Source organism: Rhodococcus sp. NPDC003348 (genome assembly GCF_053589375.1).
On sequence record NZ_JBSFRT010000045.1, the window covers coordinates 21590 to 40442 of the forward strand.

At 69.6% G+C, this 18853-nt stretch carries 15 protein-coding genes; 10 read left to right on the plus strand and 5 right to left on the minus strand.

Annotation, left to right across the window (positions count from 1 at the left end; genetic code table 11):
* Window positions 1-42 precede the first annotated feature (42 nt).
* From ACWDU4_RS23600 to ACWDU4_RS23615, 4 genes are read left to right on the plus strand one after another with little or no spacing between them, the layout of a single operon-like run.
* A complete protein-coding gene (locus ACWDU4_RS23600) occupies window positions 43-780 on the plus strand; it encodes an SDR family NAD(P)-dependent oxidoreductase (protein ID WP_450116365.1) in 738 nt (245 codons plus the stop codon).
* Entirely contained in the window at window positions 780-2054 is a 1275-nt protein-coding gene (gene cbiE / locus ACWDU4_RS23605) for a precorrin-6y C5,15-methyltransferase (decarboxylating) subunit CbiE (RefSeq protein WP_450116366.1), read from the plus strand. Before ACWDU4_RS23600 ends, cbiE begins: the two co-directional genes overlap by 1 nt.
* A complete protein-coding gene (gene cobM, locus ACWDU4_RS23610; protein ID WP_450116367.1) occupies window positions 2051-2800 on the plus strand; it encodes a precorrin-4 C(11)-methyltransferase in 750 nt (249 codons plus the stop codon). The genes cbiE and cobM overlap by 4 nt, the downstream gene beginning before the upstream one ends.
* On the plus strand, window positions 2800-3543 hold the full coding sequence (locus tag ACWDU4_RS23615) for a cobalt-precorrin-6A reductase (protein ID WP_450116386.1): 744 nt from the start codon (window positions 2800-2802) through the stop codon (window positions 3541-3543). Before cobM ends, ACWDU4_RS23615 begins: the two co-directional genes overlap by 1 nt.
* On the opposite strand, the gene ACWDU4_RS23620 is transcribed toward ACWDU4_RS23615, so the two are convergent.
* Both ACWDU4_RS23620 and ACWDU4_RS23625 read right to left on the minus strand, forming a co-directional pair.
* Window positions 3529-4764 (minus strand): RNA polymerase sigma factor, encoded by a 1236-nt coding sequence (locus ACWDU4_RS23620; protein ID WP_450116368.1) that lies wholly within the window; start codon window positions 4762-4764, stop codon window positions 3529-3531. The two genes, ACWDU4_RS23615 and ACWDU4_RS23620, sit on opposite strands and share 15 nt — an antisense overlap.
* Before the next feature lie 109 nt (window positions 4765-4873).
* Window positions 4874-5230, minus strand: coding sequence for a YciI family protein (locus ACWDU4_RS23625; protein ID WP_450116369.1), 357 nt, complete (start codon window positions 5228-5230; stop codon window positions 4874-4876).
* A 219-nt stretch (window positions 5231-5449) separates the two neighbouring features.
* Between ACWDU4_RS23625 and ACWDU4_RS23630 the strand changes: the two genes are divergently transcribed.
* Window positions 5450-8767, plus strand: coding sequence for a protein kinase domain-containing protein (locus ACWDU4_RS23630; protein WP_450116370.1), 3318 nt, complete (start codon window positions 5450-5452; stop codon window positions 8765-8767).
* A gap of 39 nt (window positions 8768-8806) precedes the next feature.
* On the opposite strand, the gene ACWDU4_RS23635 is transcribed toward ACWDU4_RS23630, so the two are convergent.
* Complete coding sequence (locus ACWDU4_RS23635; RefSeq protein WP_450116371.1) at window positions 8807-11089, minus strand: TIM-barrel domain-containing protein; 2283 nt, start codon at window positions 11087-11089, stop codon at window positions 8807-8809.
* A gap of 125 nt (window positions 11090-11214) precedes the next feature.
* Between ACWDU4_RS23635 and ACWDU4_RS23640 the strand changes: the two genes are divergently transcribed.
* Together ACWDU4_RS23640 and ACWDU4_RS23645 are read left to right on the plus strand one after the other, a co-directional pair.
* Window positions 11215-12540, plus strand: a complete 1326-nt coding sequence (locus ACWDU4_RS23640; RefSeq protein ID WP_450116372.1) for a flavin-containing monooxygenase — start codon at window positions 11215-11217, stop codon at window positions 12538-12540.
* Window positions 12537-13325 carry an SDR family NAD(P)-dependent oxidoreductase gene (locus tag ACWDU4_RS23645; RefSeq protein ID WP_450116373.1) on the plus strand — a complete coding sequence of 263 codons (789 nt, stop codon included), beginning with the start codon at window positions 12537-12539 and terminating at the stop codon, window positions 13323-13325. The genes ACWDU4_RS23640 and ACWDU4_RS23645 overlap by 4 nt, the downstream gene beginning before the upstream one ends.
* A gap of 119 nt (window positions 13326-13444) precedes the next feature.
* On the opposite strand, the gene ACWDU4_RS23650 is transcribed toward ACWDU4_RS23645, so the two are convergent.
* Complete coding sequence (locus ACWDU4_RS23650) at window positions 13445-13795, minus strand: zinc ribbon domain-containing protein YjdM (RefSeq protein WP_450116374.1); 351 nt, start codon at window positions 13793-13795, stop codon at window positions 13445-13447.
* Window positions 13796-14009: 214 nt separating this feature from the next.
* Window positions 14010-15173, minus strand: coding sequence for a steroid 3-ketoacyl-CoA thiolase (locus ACWDU4_RS23655; RefSeq protein WP_450116375.1), 1164 nt, complete (start codon window positions 15171-15173; stop codon window positions 14010-14012).
* A gap of 295 nt (window positions 15174-15468) precedes the next feature.
* On the opposite strand from ACWDU4_RS23655, the gene ACWDU4_RS23660 reads away from it, so the two are divergent.
* The 3 genes from ACWDU4_RS23660 to ACWDU4_RS23670 all read left to right on the plus strand — a co-directional run bounded on the left by ACWDU4_RS23660 (window position 15469) and on the right by ACWDU4_RS23670 (window position 18740).
* On the plus strand, window positions 15469-15834 hold the full coding sequence (locus ACWDU4_RS23660) for an ArsR/SmtB family transcription factor (protein WP_450116376.1): 366 nt from the start codon (window positions 15469-15471) through the stop codon (window positions 15832-15834).
* A gap of 84 nt (window positions 15835-15918) precedes the next feature.
* Window positions 15919-16782, plus strand: coding sequence for a hypothetical protein (locus ACWDU4_RS23665; RefSeq protein WP_450116377.1), 864 nt, complete (start codon window positions 15919-15921; stop codon window positions 16780-16782).
* Window positions 16783-16868: 86 nt separating this feature from the next.
* Window positions 16869-18740, plus strand: a complete 1872-nt coding sequence (locus tag ACWDU4_RS23670) for a phosphoenolpyruvate carboxykinase (GTP) (RefSeq protein ID WP_450116387.1) — start codon at window positions 16869-16871, stop codon at window positions 18738-18740.
* The last annotated feature ends 113 nt before the right edge of the window (window positions 18741-18853 follow it).

Consider the following 18853-nt stretch of genomic DNA (forward strand, 5'->3'; position numbering starts at 1 on the left):
CCGACGTTAGGACACAGCGCTACGGCCCGGCACACTGGATGCATGAGTGTCGGATCGGTGGTCGTTCTCGGTGGGCGCAGCGAGATAGGTCTCGAGGTCGCGACGCGACTCGCATCCGGACGCCCGGTTGTCCTCGCGGCACGGCGCAGCGGCGATCTGGACGCCGAGCGGCGGGCCCTGCAGGCCGCGGGCGCGACCGCAGTGCACACCGTCGAGTTCGACGCCGACAAGGTCTCCGATCACGCCCGTGTGCTCTCCGAGATCGTCGAGCTGGGCCCGATCGACACCGTGGTGCTCGCGTTCGGTGTCCTCGGCGACCAGGCGCGCGCCGAGACGGACGCCCAGCACGCGGTGAACGTCATCCACACCGACTACGTCGCGCAGGTGTCGGTGCTGACGCACCTGGCGCAGCTGCTGCGCGCGCAGGGGTCGGGCCGGATCGTGGTGTTCTCATCGGTGGCCGGGGTCCGGGTGCGGCGTGCGAACTACGTGTACGGGTCCGCGAAGGCCGGCCTGGACGGGTTCGCGAGCGGCCTCGGTGACGCCCTGCACGGCAGCGGGGTCTCGCTGCTGCTGGTCCGGCCCGGTTTCGTGATCGGCCGGATGACCGAGGGGATGAGCCCGGCGCCGATGTCGAGCACTCCGGGTCAGGTCGCGGACGCGGTGGTCGCGGCGCTCGGGAAGGGCCGCGAGCGGGTGGCGGTCCCCGGTCGGCTCCAGTTCGTGTTCTTCGTAATGCGGCTGCTGCCGCAGGCGATCTGGCGCCGGATGCCGCGTTGATGGGACATCACACAAATGTGCTGACGGGCGCTCCGGTCAGTGTCGTCGGGATCGGTGCCGACGGCTGGGACGGCCTGTCTCCGAACTCTCGGCGCGCGATCGAGGACGCCGAGGTGCTGATGGGGTCCGCGCGTCAACTCGACCTCGTACCCGGTGACTCGAACCGGCTCCGGGTGCCGTGGCCGTCGCCGCTGGTGCCGGCGTTGCCGGGCCTGTTCGGTGAACACGACGGTCGGCGCATCTGCGTCCTGGCGAGCGGCGACCCGATGTTCCACGGCATCGGAGTCACCCTGGTCCGGCTGCTCGGGGCGGATCGGGTTCGGGTGCTCGCGCATCCGTCGTCGGCGTCGCTGGCCTGCGCACGCCTGGGCTGGGCACTCCACGAGACGGCGGTGGTGTCGCTGGTGACGGCGCCGCCCGAGGCGCTGATCCCCGACCTCGCCCACGGGCGACGGCTGCTGGTGCTGAGTCGGGATGCGCACACCCCCGACACCGTCGCGGAACTACTGCGCGACAACGGTTTCGGGGACACCACGATCACCGTCCTCGAACAGCTCGGCGGCCCCGCCGAGACGGTGGTGTCCGGCACCGCCGCCGGCTGGGACCGCGCCCCCGGGGACGCCCTGAACCTACTGGCCCTGCACTGTCTGCGCACCGCGGGCGCGGTGCGGCACACGCGCCTGCCCGGCCTGCCGGACGACGCGTTCGAGTCGGACGGCCAGCTGACCAAGCAGGAGGTCCGCACCCTGACCCTCGCCGCACTGGCCCCCGAACCGGGGGAACTGCTGTGGGACGTCGGCGGCGGCTCGGGCAGCATCGCCATCGAGTGGATGCGCACCGACCCGACCTGCCGGGCGATCGGGTTCGAGCGTGACGACCGCCGCCGCGACCGGATCGCCGCGAACGCCTCCCGGCTCGGTGTCCCCGGGCTCGGCGTCCGCGGCACCGCACCGGAGTCGCTGACCGGCGCGCCGATCCCGGACGCGATCTTCCTCGGTGGCGGCGTGACCGCGCCCGGCGTGTTCGAGACCTGCTGGGCGGCGTTGCCGGTCGGCGGGAGGATCGTCGTCAACGCCGTCACCGCCGAGTCGGAAGCCCTCCTGCTGGCCTGGCACGCCGAGTACGGCGGCAGGCTGCGCAAGTTCCAGATCTACCGCGGCAGCGCACTCGGCGGTTTCACCGCGTGGCGCCCTCAGCTGCCGGTCGCCCAGTGGATCGCCGCGAAGACGCCCCCGGGCGCGAGCCCGATCCAGTCACCAGAGGAGCTTTCGTGACCGTCCGTTTCATCGGCGCCGGACCCGGCGCCGCCGACCTGATCACCCTGCGCGGCGCGCGGATCCTCGAGCAGAGCCCGGTGTGCCTGTACGCGGGCAGCCTGGTGCCGGCCGAGCTGCTCGACCTGTGCCCGGACGGCGCCGAGATCGTCGACACGGCGCGGTTGAGCCTGGATCGGATCACCGAACTGCTCGTCTTCGCGCACCGCGAGGGCAAGGACGTCGCGCGGCTGCACTCCGGCGATCCGTCGATCTACAGCGCGGTCGCCGAGCAGGTCCGCAGGCTCGAGGCCGCCGGGGTGGACTACGAGATCGTGCCCGGCGTCCCGGCATTCGCGGCCGCCGCGGCCACTCTCGGCCGTGAACTGACGGTCCCCGGGGTGTCTCAGTCCATCGTCCTGACCCGCGTCTCGACCCTGTCGACGGCGATGCCGGAGGGGGAGGACCTGGCCACGCTCGGCGCGAGCGGCGCGACGCTGGTGATCCACCTGGCCGCGCACCGCATCGATCAGGTCGTCGACGAACTGCGCGTCCCCTACGGCGGCGACTGCCCGGTGGCGGTGGTGGCGTTCGCCAGCCGTCCGAACGAGATCGTGCTGCGCGGCACCGTGGACTCGATCGCGGCGCAGGTGCACGAGGCCGGTGTGACGAAGACCGCGGTGATCATCGTCGGGCGGGTGCTCGGTGCGGCCGGGTTCCCGGACAGCTACCTGTACTCGGCGAGCCGCGCCCGCGTCACCCATTGATGCGACGCGTCCTGATCCTCGGGGGTACGTCCGAAGGGCGTGCGCTGGCCGCCGCGCTGGTGAGCGAACCGGGGATCGCGGTCGAATCCTCGCTGGCCGGCCGGGTGCGGAATCCGCGTCTGCCCGACGGCGAGGTCCGCGTCGGCGGTTTCGGCGGCGTCGACGGCCTTCGGGAGTACCTGCGCGCGAACAGGATCGACGCGATCGTCGACGCGACACACCCGTTCGCTTCCCGGATCACCGCCAATGCCGCGACCGCGGCCGCCTCCGCGGGTGTGCCGCTGCTGATCCTGCGCCGCCCCGCGTGGACACCGGCACCGGAGGACAACTGGACACAGGTCGACTCGCTCGCCGCCGCGGCCGCCGCGCTTCCCGCACTCGGCCGTCGCGTCTTCCTCGCCATCGGCCGGCAGGGCGTCGACGCGTTCGCCGGGTCGGACGCCTGGTTCCTCGTCCGCGCCATCGATCCCCCCGAGGGGCCGGCACCCGCGGCCACGACGCTGCTGCTCGACCGCGGCCCGTTCGGGCTCGACGCCGAGCGGGAACTGCTGCGCGACAACCGGATCGATGTTCTGGTGACCAAGAACAGCGGGGGCGCGCTCACCGAGGCGAAGCTGACCGCCGCCCGTGAGCTGGGGGTCGCGGTGCTGATGGTGTCGCGGCCCCCGCTTCCCTCCGGGGTGCCGGTGACGTCCGACGTCGCGGCGGCGGCCGCGTGGGCACTCGAGTCAGTCGCCGACTGACTCGGCGCGTTGCAACAGCAGGTCCCGCTCGCGGAGGTTCTGGGTCAGCGCCGCGGCCCGGGTGAACTCGGTGCGAGCATCACCGCCGCGGCCCAGCTGGGCGAGCAGGTCGCCGCGGACACTCGGCAGCAGGTGGTAGTCGCGCAGCATCGGATCGTCGGCGAGGGCGTCGACGAGAACCAGTGCGGCCTCCGGGCCGTCGGCCCGGGACACCGCGACGGCACGGTTCAGTGCCACGACCGGCGACGGGGTCAGCGTGTACAGGCGTTCGTAGAGCGCCGCGATGGTGGCCCAGTCGGTGTCCTGGTACGTGGCGGCCCGCGCATGGCAGGCGGCGATCGCCGCCTGGAGCGAGTACGGGCCGGTGCCGGCGCGCAGCAGGGCCTCCATGCCGAGCCGGATCAGGAGCCGGTTCCAGCGGGCCCGATCCTGGTCCGCGAGCAGCACCGGCGCCCCGTCTGCGTCCACTCGCGCGGCGGTCCGGGAGGCCTGCAGGCTCAGCAGTGCCAGCAGTCCGTGCGTTTCGGGTTCGCGGGGCATCAGCGCGGCCAGGACCCGCGCCAGGCGCAGGGCGTCCTCGCACAGTCCGGGGCGGAGCAGGTCGTCACCGGTTGTCGCGGAGTAGCCCTCGTTGAACACCAGGTAGACCACCTCGAGGACCGACGACAATCGGGCGGCCCGGTCCGGTCCGGTGGGAACCTCGAACGGCACCTGCCGGGCGGCGAGGGTCCGTTTGGCGCGCACGATGCGCTGTGCGACCGTCGATTCCGACGCCAGCGTCGCGCGGGCGATCTCGGAGGTGGTCAGGCCGCCCACCAGGCGCAGCGTCAACGCGATCCGCGCCGGGGTGGACAGCACCGGATGGCAGGCAACGAAGATCAGCCGCAGCAGGTCGTCGTCGATCTCGTCCGGGTCCGGTGGCAGGTCGGGGGCCGCTGCCACATCGAGACCGCGGCCGATCTCGGCGAGCTTGCGTGTGTAGTTCTGCTGCCTGCGCACCAGGTCGACCGCCCGATTCCGGGCGGTGGCGATCAGCCACGGGCCCGGCCGGTCCGGAATCCCGGTCTGTGGCCACTGTTCGAGGGCAGCGACCAGCGCGTCCTGGGCCAGTTCCTCCGCGGTCCCCACGTCCCGCACGATCCGGGCCGCGGCCGCGATGATCCGCGGCGACTCGATCCGGAATACCGTCTCGATCGCCTCGTCGACCGACTGCGACCCCACGGGTCCGATGACAGCAAACCCGTGGGGCCCGGTCAAGGCGAGTCCGGCGGCCCTGTTGTTCGAAGTCAAGGTTGTTCGAGATCAAGGCCGTTCGGAATTCGGGCGACGGTCACTCCTCGGCGATCTGGCGCAGTTCGAGGGTGACGGTCCAGTAGTCCTCGTGGACCCGCAGGAACCGCCGCGACCACTCGAGGGCCTCGGCCTTGTCCTTGCACTGCATGATCGCGTAGCCGCCGACCACCTCCTTGCTCTCGGTGAAGGGGCCGTCGGTGTAGCTGAGCTCGCCTCCCGACCACGTGATCCGCGTGCCCTCCGAGCTGGGGGTCAGGCCCTGCGTGTCGAGCATGACGCCGGCCTTGGTGACCTCCTCGAGCAGGGCGCCCATGCGTTCCATCAATTCCAGGCTGGGGCCGTCGGCGGGGGCGGTGCGCTCGTCGACCCGGATGAGCGACAGGTAGCGGGGCATGGTGACTCCTCGGGTTGCTCGGCGGGGCCGTTCCCCGCCGCTACCTGTGAGTCGATCGGCGAGGCCCGGAATCGACAGCTTCCGGAATTTCTTTTCCAGAGGTCCTCACCACGGCGGCATATCCTGGATGCCAGTCCTTCCGAGGTGAGCGCATGGTGCATGTGCACGGGTCGTGCCGGCCCGGTGCGGAGTTCGGAGCAGTCAGGGCGGCGCAGCGAGATGGCCGACCGTGATCCGCTCGAGACGCAGCGTGCCGTGGTTCCTTCCGTCGCGGCGGAGTTGAGCGCCGCCGGATTCGACGAGGCACGCGAAATCGGGCGCGGCGGATTCGGCGTGGTCTACCGCTGCGTGCAGTCCTCGCTGGAACGCAACGTGGCCGTGAAGGTCCTCACCGCCGACCTCGACGAAGAGGCCCGAACACGGTTCGTCCGCGAGCAGCGGGCGATGGGCCGCCTGACGGGACACCCGAACATCGTCGGCGTCCTGCAGGCCGGCGCAACCGCCAGTGGTCGGCCCTACATCGTGATGCAGTACCACCCGCGCGATTCGCTCGAAGCCCGGATCCGCCGCGACGGCCCACTCGCACTCGCCGAGGCGCTTCGCCTCGGCGTGAAGATGGCCGGCGCCCTCGAGACGGCACACCGTCTGGGTGTCGTCCACCGCGATGTCAAACCCGCGAACATCCTGTTCACCGAGTACGGAGAGCCGGCGCTCACCGACTTCGGCATCGCCCACATCTCCGGCGGATTCGAGACCAGGACCGGCACCGTCACCGGATCGCCGGCGTTCACGGCCCCCGAGGTGCTCAGGGGGAACCCGCCGAGCGCCGCCTCGGACATCTACGGTCTCGGCGCAACCCTGTTCAGCGCCCTCACCGGGCACGCCGCTTTCGAACGCCGGGCCGGCGAGCAGGTGGTGGCACAGTTCCTGCGGATCACCACCGAGCCCGTCCCGGATCTGCGTGAACGGGGTGTCGGCGACGACGTGAGCGCGGTCGTCGAACGGGCGATGTCCGCCGATCCGGACGAGCGACCCGCCACCGCAGCGGATCTCGGGGACGAGCTGCGCCGGGTCCAGCTCGCCAACGACCTCACCGCCGATGACATGGCCCTGTTGCCCGACTCGGTCGGCCGACGACGAGAAGGAGCGCCGCCTCGTCCGCCGTCGGTCCGTGGCTTGAACTCGTCGGTTCGACGACGCACCGTCGCCGTACCGGCCGTGCCGAGTACCACAGGGGAGTTGCCGCTCGAACTCTCCAGTTTCGTCGGTCGCCGCCGGGAACTGACAGAGGTCAAGGAGAGCCTGTCCGTGTCGCGTCTGGTGACGTTGACCGGGATCGGCGGGGTGGGGAAAACGCGACTCGCGTTCCACGCGGCAGCGGACATGCGGCGCGGGTTTCGGGACGGGGTGTGCCTGGTCGAGCTGGGCGAGTTGCGCGACGGTTCGTTGCTCGTGGACGTGGTGGCCGCCGCCCTTGGAGTGCGGAATCCGTCCGCGCGGACGTTCGAGGACGTGGTGGTGGAGTTCCTCACCCCCCGGCACCTGCTGCTGGTACTGGACAACTGCGAGCAGGTCGTCGACGCGGTCGCCGCGCTGGCCGGTACGTTGCTTCGCCGCTGCCCGGAGCTTCGGATCCTGACCACGAGCCGCGAGCCGTTGAACATCGGCGGGGAAACGGTACTGCCGGTCCCACCGCTGGCGGTTCCCGACACGGACGCACCTCCATCCGTGCGGAGCGCGCCACGGTACGACGCGGTGACCCTGTTCGCGGAACGGGCCGCCACGACGGTGCCGGGATTCGAGCTCACCGAGGACAACCGAGCCACGGTGGCCGAGATCTGCCGTCACCTCGACGGCCTGCCTCTGGCGATCGAGCTGGCGGCGGCGCGACTACGGGCGATGTCGCCCGAGCAGGTCCTGGAGCGGCTGGCCGACCGGTACTCGCTGCTGACCCGCGGCCCGCGCACCGTGCCGCCACGCCAGCAGACATTGCGGCTGTCGATCGACTGGAGTTGGGAGCTGTGCACCCCGCGGGAACAGCGGTTGTGGGCGGGCTTGTCGGTGTTCGCCGGTAGCTTCGAACTGGATGCGGCGCAGGACATCTGCGGGGGAGACCTGGATCGGGAGGACCTGATGGACACCGTCGCAGCGCTGGTCGACAAGTCGATCATGACGCGCGAGGAGACCGGCGACACGGTGCGCTACCGGATTCTCGAGACTCTGCGCGCCTACGGTTGGGAGAAGGCGGAGCAGGACGGCGAGCACGAGGCCCTGCGCAGCCGGCATCGCGATTGGTATCAGAGGATGACGCTGGATGCGGAGGCCGGCTGGATCGGGCCCCGACAGTTGGAGTGGATCGAGCGCCTGGACCGGGAACAGTCGAACCTGCGTGAGGCGATGGAGTTCGCCTTGACCGACTCGGGTGACGGCGAGGGCGTCGCGGGGCTCCGGATCGCCGTCGGCCTGTTCCCCTTCTGGGTGTCGCGCGGTCGGCTCAGCGAAGGACGGCACTGGCTCGACCGCGCACTGGCCCGCCGACCCCTCCCACCGGCCGCGGAACGCATCAGAGCGCTCTACGCCGACGCTCTGCTCGCCGGAATGCAGGGCGACCTGCCCGCGGGGATCGCCCTCGTCGAGGAGGGGCAGGCGCTGACCGAGCAGACGCCCGACCCCGCGAGCGACGCCCTGGTCGCTGCCGGCGCCGGAATGCTCGCGCTGTACGGCGGTGATCTTTCCCGCGCGCACACCCGGCTGAGCGAGGCCCTCGAGTGGTTCGACGCCCAGGACGAGGTGTCCCGGGTGGGGATTGCGGTCCTGCAATCGCTCGGATGGACTCTGGAACTGCAGGGTGACGCCACGCGGGCCGCGGCCTGCCACGAGCGGGTGCTCGAGATGACGAAATCGCGTCACGAATCGGTGTATCGGTCGTATTCGCTGTGGGCCACGGGTGTCGCGGCGTGGAGGCAGGGTGATGGCACCCGCGCCGTTCGGCTGATGGAACAGGTCCTGCGACTGACCAGGCTGGTGGACGACCCTCTCATCGCCTCCGCGGGTCTGGAGGCACTGGCGTGGATCGAGGGCGACGGGCGCGACGCGCAGCGGGCCGCGACCCTGCTCGGAGCAGCCGAGTCGCTGCGCCGAGCCGTGGGCACCTCCACCCTCCTGTACCTGCACCTGCTCGTCCACCACGAGCAGTGCGAGCGTCAGATCCGCGGCGCGATCGGGGAGCGGGCGTTCGAGACAGCCCACCGCAAGGGCCGGGCTCTGAGTTTCGCCGACGCGGTTGCCTACGCACTCCGAGAGCCGTCCGCGGCCGCGTCGACCAACGCGGACACCGAGGCGACCCTGACGAAACGCGAACGGCAGGTTGCCGGCCTGGTGGCAAAGGGTCTGACCAACAAGGCGATCGCCGCCCAACTGGTGATCTCGCGGCGGACCGTCGAGGGCCACGTCGAGCACATCCTGATCAAACTCGGTTTCACATCGCGGGCTCAGATCGCCGCCTGGGTCGCCGAGCAGAAAGACGATGAACCCTGACGCGTGCGAGCGGCCACCTGCTCCCACATCGTTCCGGACTCAGACCTGGACGTCGCACTGCCGGTCGGTCGCGGATTCGACCCTGACGGGCGCGCGATCGCCGACCCGCACCTCGAGGGTGCGGCGGGCGGGTAGCCCGGGGAAGCCGCCGACCACGGGCTCGACGCTCAGCATCCTGGAGTTCTCGTCCCACCGGATCGTGGTCCGGGCGAACGCACCGTCGCCGTAGTCCAGTCCGGCGCCGGCGTCCTCGTAGAGCGTGAACCGTGCGTCCGCCCCGGGGAACACCGACACGACGAGATGATCGAGCGGTCGCTGGTCGTCGGAGTCCTGGTACGGGCGACGGATCACGATCGACCCGGCCCTGGCGTACACCGGCGCCCGCTCGAGCGGGACGGTCACCGGCTCGACACCGGGTCCGCTGCGCCGCTCGCCGGTGAAGAAGTCGATCCAGTCACCCGGCGGGAACCAGACGGTCCGGGTGGCCGGGTCGCCGGGCGTCGCCACCGGCGCGACCAGCAGGTCGGACCCGAGGGTGTACTGCCGGTCGTGGACGTACGCGTCCTCGTGATCCGGCCACTGCAGGTACATGCCGCGGGCGAGGGGCAGTCCGGTGTCGTGGGTCTCGCGGGCGAGGGTGTACAGGTACGGGACGAGCTCGCCGCGCAGCCGCAGGAAATCCGCGGCGACGGTGCGGGCCTTGCCTCCGAACTCCCAGGGCAGGCGCCGCGCGTCGCCGTTGTTGGAGGAGTGCAGGCGCAGGATCGGCCCGAACGTGCCGGACTGGATCCACCGGGTGTACAACTCGTCGTCCAGGGCGCCCTGGAATCCACCGATGTCGTGCGAGACGTAGGGCAGTCCGGCATTGCCCTCGGCGACGGTGAAACGGGTCTGGAAGTCGAGCATCTCCCACGTCGAGCGCGCGTCACCGGTGAAGTGGATCGTCGATCGGTGCTCGCCCCACGGTCCGGGCCGGTCCCCGGCCCAGTCCTGCCAGGAGCCGCCGACGCGCGACAGTGTCGGCCACCTGCTGCCGCGGGCACGGGTCCGGCGGGTGTACTGCGAGTTGATCCACGCGTCTCCCGACATCCCGTCCGGTGGACCCGCCGTCGACCCCTCGCAACACCAGTCCAGCCACCAGAAGTCGGCGCCGTCCTCCTCGAACGCGGTGTGCAGGTCCATGTACGCGTCGAGTTGCCGCGGATCGGCGAAGTCGAAGCCGTGGTGCACATCGATCACGCCGCCGGGGTCGGACTGGATGCTGATCAGATTCGGCATCACCACCGGGGCCAGTCCGCCGCCCGCGGCGTCGGTTTCGGCGAACCGGGCGTCGCCGCGGGCGATGGACGGATGCACGTTCAGGCCCACCGCGAGCCCCTCGTCGTGCGCCCAGCGGAAGAACCGACGCGGATCCGGGAACAGGTCGGTTCGCCACTCCCAGCCGTTCCACCGGTGCGGGGCCTTGAAGTCGGTGTCGACCATCAGCACGTCCAGCGGTACCCGTTCGGCCCGGAACGCGGGCAGCAGCTCGTCGCGGTACGCCTGCTCACTGTACGGGTGGTAGCGGGAGAACCAGACGCCCAGCGCCTTTCGCGGGGGCAGCGGCGCGGCACCGGACAGCAATCGGTAGTCGGCGAACGCGGCGGTCAGCTCGGTGCCGTACCCGAACAGGTAGCCGTCCTGGTAGGCGCCGGTGCGGGCGGGGCGGGGCGAGCGGGTGGCGCCGTCCTCGCCGAGCAGGACGCTGTGCGAGTCGTCGAGGAACGTCCAGCCGGCGCGGGAGAGCAGTCCGTCGTGCAGCGGGACGGGTCCGGAGCGGCTGTCCAGGCTGCGCAGCCAGCCCCCGAGGTTGCCGGGGGTTCCGGGTTCGGCCGACGCGAGCCCGAGGTAGCCGGCCATCCCGGCGCCCGCCGGGCTCGGGGTCGCAATGGGGGACTGCCATGCCGGGGACGCGAGCACGTCGGAGTCGCCGCGTCGCACCGTGATTCGCAGGTTGTCGGGTCCGAACGGACCGCTGCCGCGCCGGTATGTCACGGTGACGCGCCCGGTACGGAGCACCAGGTCGTCACCGGACGTCTCCCGGGAGAAGCTGGGCGCGGGAGTGTCTCGCCGGTACGCGAGCATCGTCGGACGATCCTCGAACCGGCCGTCGTCGGCGTACTCGAGCCGGATCAGTGTCGGGCTGAGCACCTGGAACCGGGCCCGCCCGTCGGCCACCACCCCCTCCGCGGGGGCGGCGCCTGCAGGCCCCGCTCCCAGTGCGCCTGCACCGATCCCGGCCGCGGCGACCACGAGAAAGCGGCGCCGACTCAGTTCGACCATCGTCCACCCCTTTTCGCGTGGCCTGACCGGCGACACGGTACCGCCGAGCAGGTCAGGAGGAGGCGATTCCCGGACATCGAGGGACCGGGCGGGTTGAATGTGCGGCGAGGAGAAGGGGACTGGATATGGATCGAGTGTGCATCGTCGGTGCCGGGCCGGCCGGATTGTCGGCCGCGCGGGCACTGCGGCGTCTGGGTGTCGAGTACGACCAGTTCGAACGGCACAGCGACGTCGGCGGGATCTGGGACATCGACAATCCCGGCACGCCGATGTACGAGTCCGCGCACTTCATCTCGTCCCGCACGGTGTCGGGGTTCTTCGACTTCCCGATGCCGGACTCGTTCCCGGACTACCCCGGGAACCGGCAGATCCTCGACTACACGCGTAGCTTCGCCCGCGCGTACGGCCTGTACGACGCGATCCGGTTCGACACCGGGGTGGACGAGGTGATCCCCGCCGGCGACGGGTGGTCCGTGCGGCTGTCGACAGGTGAGGTGCGCCGCTACCGGGCGGTGGTGTGCGCGACCGGGGTGACCTGGCAGCCCCGGATCCCGGAGCATCCGGGCAGTTTCGACGGCGAGGTGCGGCACGCGGTCACCTACCGCGACCTCGACGAGTTCCGCGGCAAACGGGTGGTGATCGTCGGTCTGGGCAACTCCGGCGCCGACATCGCCTGTGACGCCGCCGCGGCGGCCGTCCGCACGCACGTCAGCGTGCGTCGCGGCTACCACGTGATTCCCAAGCACATCTTCGGCACGCCGACCGACGTGTTCGCCGAACGCGGCCCGAAGCTGCCGCTGACGCTCGAACGGCCGCTGCTGACCGGACTGCTCCGACTGCTGCAAGGCGACCTGACCCGTCTCGGCCTGCCGCGACCCGACCACAAACTGCTCGAGTCGCACCCGCTGCTCAACAGCCAACTGGTGCACCATCTTCAGCACGGCGACGTCGAGATCGTTCCGGACATCGCGCGATTCGACGGCCCCCGGGTCGAGTTCAGCGACGGATCGCACCGGGAAGCGGACCTCGTCCTGTATGCGACGGGCTACGACTGGGCGATCCCGTACGTCCCGCAGGACTGCTTCGACTGGGCGGCGGGCCGACCTCGGCTGTATCTCACGGCCTTCAACCCGAAGCGGCCCACCCTGTTCGGCGTCGGATACCTGGAGACCAACTCGAGCGCGTACACGCTGTTCGACCAGGTGACCAATCTGCTCGCCCACTACCTGCACGACCAGCAGCACAACCCGGCCCGGGCGGCGGCCTTCGACCGCAGGATCGCCACCGACCGGCCGGACCTGAGCGGCGGGATCTCGTTCATCGGCACCGACCGGCACAGCGCGTACGTCGACTCGCACGCGTTCCGTGACCACCTGACCCGGGTTCGGGCCGAGCTCGGCTGGGCGGACCTGACGCCGGGGATGTTCGACCGCGTCAAGGTCACGGTGTGAAGCGCGCACTGGTCACCGGGGCGGCCGGAGCCATCGGGTCGGCAATCTGCCGGGGACTCGCCGCGCGCGACTTCGACGTCACCGCAGTCGATGTCGACGCCGCCCGCGCGAACGCGCTCGCGGACTCGGCTCCGGGACGGATCCGGCCGCACCCGTGCGATCTGGCCGACCCCGCACAGCTGGAGGCGTTGACCGTGTCGATCGACACCTGTGACCTGCTCGTGCACGTTGCGGGAATCGTTGTCACCACACCCTTCGAGCGGGTGACGGCGGCAGAGGTCGATCGTGAACTCGGGGTGAACCTGCTCGCCCCGATCCAGCTCACCCGGGCGCTGTACCCGAGGCTGCAGGACCGGGGCGGTCACGTGATCGCGGTTGCCTCGATCGGCGGGATGCTGCCGCTCGCGGAAAGTCCCGGTTACAGCGCGTCGAAATTCGGGCTGCGCGGCTTCCTGCTCTCGCTCGCTGCCCGTCACCCGGAAACCGGGGTGCGCGTCAGCATCGTCAACCCGGGGTCGGTCGACACCCCGATGCTGCGGCACGAGGCCGCAACCGGGGGATCGCCGCTGAACTTCCTCGGCGCACCGCTCGCGCCGCAGGCCGTCGCCGACCGGGTGCTCGCCCTCGTCGCCCGTCCCCGGGTCGAGGTCAACCTCCCTCGCTCGGACGGCTGGATGGTCAAGGCGGGCATGCTGATTCCCGGTGCCACCCTGCGGGCCCTGCCGTGGATCGGCCGGCTGGCCGGGCGCAATCTCGACCGGTACCGGACCCGCCACCGACTCTGATCGGCGGCCGGTCCGAGGTCCCGGGTCGATCAGCCCTGTCCGGCGGTCCGGAGGGTCGAGATGACTCACCTTGCGCCGCCATACGATCAGAGTCGGCACAGTGCTTCCACTGCCGCGCCTCAGACCTTCTTGACGACGCTCGACTTCAGTTGCATGGGGCCGATGCCGTCAACCTTGCAATCGATGTCGTGGTCACCGACACCGGCGACGAGGCGAATATTACGCACCTTCGTCCCGGTCTTGATTCCTGTGGGGCTGCCCTTCACCTTGAGGCTCTTGATGACAGTGACCGTGTCTCCATCAGCGAGGACATTGCCGACGGCGTCCTTGATCACCGGACCGTCCGCATAGGTCGTTGGCTCGGAGATTGGTTCCCATTCATGCGCGCATTCCGGACACACCATCAATGCGCCCATCTCGTAGGTGTACACACACGAGCACTGGGGGCACGGGGGAAGTGGCTGGTCCATTCGAGGCATCGTATTCGAGACGGTGAACGAGTCCATCACCTGTCGTCCTGGGCTCAGGCTGCTGCGGAACACCGATGCCGCGGAGTCGGCGCCTCTCAGGTGAACCGACTCGCCTCTGCGGTCTCATTTTCGACGGCCCCACATGCGAGGGGCACTCCGCGACGAAACGGTGCCGGCCTTCGGCGGATGGGTCCGATGGCCGACACCGAGACGGTCAGATCCGCTCGATGATGGTGCCGGTGGCCAGCGCGCCGCCGTTGCACATCGTGATCAGCGCGGTCGAGCCGTCGCGACGCTCGAGCTCGTGCAGGGCGGTGGTGATCAATCGGGACCCTGAACTGCCCACGGGATGTCCGAGTGCGATCGCGCCGCCGTTGACGTTCACTTTGTCCATGTGCGGCCCGTGCACCTGCGCCCACGACAGCGCTACGGAGGCAAATGCCTCGTTGACCTCGAACAGGTCCAGGTCGCCGATCTTCATGCCGGCCTTCTCGAGCACCCGGGACGTGGCTTGGACGGGGCCGTCCAGGTGGTACTCGGGTTCGGCGCCGACGAGGGCCTGGCTGACGATGCGGGCGCGGGGCGTCAGCCCGAGTGAGCGGGCGCGGTCGGAGTCCATGAGCAGGACGGCGGCGGCCCCGTCGGAGATCTGCGATGACGTGCCCGCGGTGTGGATACCGCCCTCGAGGACCGGCGTGAGCTTGGCGAGAGACTCGGCGGTGGTGTCGCGCAGGCCCTGGTCGCGGCTGACGACGTTCATCTCCGACGTCGGCTGCTTGTCGTCACCGATGACCGGCGCGGTGACCGGGACGATCTCGCGGTTGAAGCGGCCTTCCTCCCACGCCTGCTTCGCGAGGGCCTGCGAGCGGACACCGAGGGTCTCGATGTCGGCGCGGATGATGCCGCGGCGGCGTGCAATGCGCTCGGCGGCCTCGAACTGGTTGGGCATGTCGATGTCCCACGATGCCGGGCGGCGCGGGCCTGCGTCGGTTCCGACGTTGGCGCCGAGCGGGACCTGGCTCATGGACTCGACACCGCACGCGATGCCGATGTCGATCGCACCGGTCGCGATGAGGCCGGCGATGAGGTGGTTGGCCTGCTGTGCGGAGCCGCACTGGCAGTCGATCGTGGTGGCGCCGGTCTGCCACGGGAGCCCGGCTGCGAGCCACGCGGTGCGGGTGACGTTGTTGGACTGGGCGCCGGCTTGGGTGACACATCCGCCGATGACCTGTTCGACCAGCAGCGGATCGATGCCCGCGCGGTCAACGATGCCCTTCTGTGCGGTACCGAGAATCTCGGCCGAGTGCAGGCCAGACAGCCAGCCGCCGCGCTTGCCGATGGGGGTACGCACTGCCTCGACGATCACTGGTGTGCCCATGGTCAACAACCTCCACTGTTTTGGTTAGAACAGGTTCTTAATATCAGCGAAGCATGAAAAAGTCGACACACCAACCATTTTCGAATTTTGCTCGACTGAAACTGAAACACGAACACGGGTACCGCAGGGCGCGAGACGTGCGACCGGGGGAAGCTGGCAGCGCAGAGACTAGCAAATTGCTAAAATTCGCAAGTGGCGCCTTCCGTGTGGGATGATCCCGCGAAAGCGAGGGTGCATGACCACGTCGCTACGAGCGAAGACGACCACTCCCGCAACGGAGACGACAGGAGGCGCAATGGCCACGAGCGCGCGCCAACCGCTGTATCAGATGAAGGCGGACTTCTTCAAGACGCTGGGGCACCCGGCACGCATCCGGGTCCTCGAGTTGCTGAGCGAGCGTGATCACGCCGTCTCGGAGATGCTGCCCGAGGTGGGGATCGAACCGGCGAACCTGTCTCAGCAGCTGTCGATCCTGCGTCGCGCCGGGCTGGTCACGGCCAGGCGGGAAGGTCTGTCGGTGTCCTATACGCTGACCTCGCCGAAGGTCGCGGATCTGCTGGCGATCGCCAAGGGGATTCTCACGGGCGTCGTCGCGGGGCAGGCCGAGCTGCTCGAAGAACAAGCGGAGTCGGCAGTGCTGGTAGGAGAGGCCGCAGGCTGACCGAACGGGCGCCGGCCGGGTTTACTCATACCCACTGATTGCAGACTTTCTTAAATATGCATCTTGCATGAATGGACGACGAGGGTGACTGACGAAGACGACGACACGCGCGGACCCGCCGGCGGCACGGGTGTTCAGCTCGAGGGGATCACTGCCGCCGTTGTGACTGTCGGCGCATCCCGTCGCGACCGTTCTCCGGCCGAGCCGCAACGCTCGCCCTGGATGGTGATGGAGATGTACGCGGATCTGATTCGCCGCCGCACCCCGATTCGGGTGCTGCGGCTTCCCATGGCCACCGGGGACTCCCGGCTTGTCGCAGCGCGGATCGCCTCGGCATCACCGCGTGTGTCGGTTGCGTTCGTGACCGGCATCGGGGCGGGGGAGTCCTCCCGGATCGCAGACGACGTGGATGCTCGTGGCGGACCCGTGATCGTCACCGAACTCGATGTGCTGACCGCCGCACTGGTGGCAACCACGATTTCCCTTCTTCGTCGCGGCGGTGCCGCACCCCGTTCGGGACGCGTCGTGATCAACGGCCCCGAACGCGCACCCCTCCTCGGTCCGGTCCTGTTGAAGTCCGGAATCGGCGAGGTGATCAACTGGAGCAGAGTTGACGCACATGCGTTCCCCCTGCGGCGATTGATGCAGCGCCACGATGTCCTGATCGATCTCGCCGGCACCGCGACCGACACCGACGCGCCCGGCCGCACCGTGGCCTGGCCGACCGACCGCTTCGCGCTGGGACGGTTGGTCGTGCCGGGCCTGATGAGCGCTCTGTGTGGGCACGACACGACGAAGGTGACCGCTGAGATCCTCGCCGCGTGCGCGCGAGCCCTGGCGTTGACCACACCCCCGGGACAGACACTGCCGTCGTCGGACGACGGCCTCGTCACCCCGGCCATAGCCCGGCACGTCGGCCGCGCCATCGCCTTGTCCACCAACCAATAGCCACACATGACACGCCACGTCCGCAGGTATCCGTGAGGAGAACACCCGTGACCACACCCGCAACCGGTATCGGGGCCGCCCCGACAATGCACGAGGAGATCGTGTCCTGGGTCGTCGACGTCGCCGACCTCACGAGCCCCGACGCCGTGGTGTGGTGCGACGGATCCGCCGACGAATGGGACCGCCTGACGACGCAACTGGTCGACAAGGGTACGTTCGTCCGACTCGAGGGCAAGCCGAACTCCTTCTGGTGTGGGTCCGATCCGGAGGACGTGGCCCGGGTGGAGGACCGAACCTTCATCTGCTCCAGACTCGAGGCCGACGCAGGGCCGACGAACAACTGGATGGACCCCGTCGACATGAAGACGGTCATGACCGAGCACTACCGCGGCGCGATGTCCGGTCGCACGATGTACGTCATCGCCTTCTGTATGGGCCCGCTGGACGCAGCAGAACCGAAGTTCGGTGTTCAGGTCACCGACTCCGAGTACGTGGCCGTCTCGATGCAGATCATGACCCGATCCGGGGCCAAGGTATGGGACAAGCTCACTGCCGGAGCCGAATTCGCCAAATGCCTGCACTCGGTCGGCGCCCCGCTCCGTCCGGGCGAGGCGGATTCCACGTGGCCGTGCGATCACACCAAGTACATCTCCCACTTCCCCGAGGAGCGGATGATCTGGAGCTACGGCTCCGGCTACGGCGGCAACGCACTGCTCGGCAAGAAGTGCTACTCCCTGCGCATCGCCTCGAAGATGGCCAAGGACGAGGGCTGGCTCGCCGAGCACATGCTCATCCTCAAACTCACCTCCCCCGAACAGGAGGTGCACTACATCGCCGCGGCGTTCCCATCCTCGTGCGGGAAGACGAACCTCGCGATGCTCGAGCCCACACTCGACGGGTGGACCGCCGAAACGCTCGGCGACGACATCGCCTGGATGCGCTTCGGTGAGGACGGGCGACTGTACGCGGTCAACCCCGAGGCGGGGTTCTTCGGCGTAGCCCCCGGCACCGGCGCCCACACGAACCCGCACGCGATGGCCACCATCGAGCGGGGCAACTCGATCTTCACCAATGTCGCGCTCACCCACGACGGCGACGTCTGGTGGGAGGGGATGACAGATCAGCCGCCCGCCCACCTGACCGATTGGCTGCGCCGGGACTGGACCCCGAACTCGGGCGAGCGTGCGGCGCACCCGAACTCTCGGTACTGCACCCCGATCGCGCAGTGCCCCACCGTGGCCCCGGAATGGAACGACTCTGCCGGCGTGCCGATCTCGGCGATCTTCTTCGGGGGCCGCCGGGCCACGACCGTTCCACTGATCACCGAGTCGCTGAGCTGGCAACACGGAGTGTTCCTCGCCTCCACACTGTCCTCGGAGACCACCGCGGCGGCGGCCGGCAAGGTCGGTGTGGTGCGCCGCGACCCGATGGCGATGCTGCCATTCCTCGGCTATCACGTCGGCGACTACTTCGGGCACTGGCTGGACATCGGGGCGAAGGCGGATCCGGCGAGATTGCCGAAGATCTTCTACGTCAACTGGTTCCGGCGCGGTGACGACGACGAGTTCCTGTGGCCGGGGTTCGGAGAGAACGTCCGGATCGTGAAGTGGGCACTCGAGCGGATCGAAGGTCAGGGGGTGGCGGAGTCGACGCCGATCGGATACGTGCCAGCGGTGGACGCACTCGACTTGACGGGCCTGCAGCTCGACCACACCAAGATTGCCGCCGCCTTGAAGGTCGACGTCGACGAGTGGCTCGCCGAGACTCAGCTGATCGACGAGTGGTACGCCGCCATCGGCGGCAATACCCTGCCCGATGTCCTGCGCGAGGAGCTCGGCGCCCTCAGGCTCCGGCTCAGTGCTCCCGCCCTCGCCGATCTGTATCCCGGCAAACCGGCCACCACACGAGATGCCGACTTCCGTCGCGTCCGGGGCCGCACCCGTCGCCGCGAAGCCTGACATCCGGCGCACAGGGGTGCTGGACTCGGGCACCGAGATCGCACTCCTCCGCGCACCGCAACATTTGTCCCCGACAGTGGGCTGAACGGTGTCACCCGCATCGTCCAACCTTC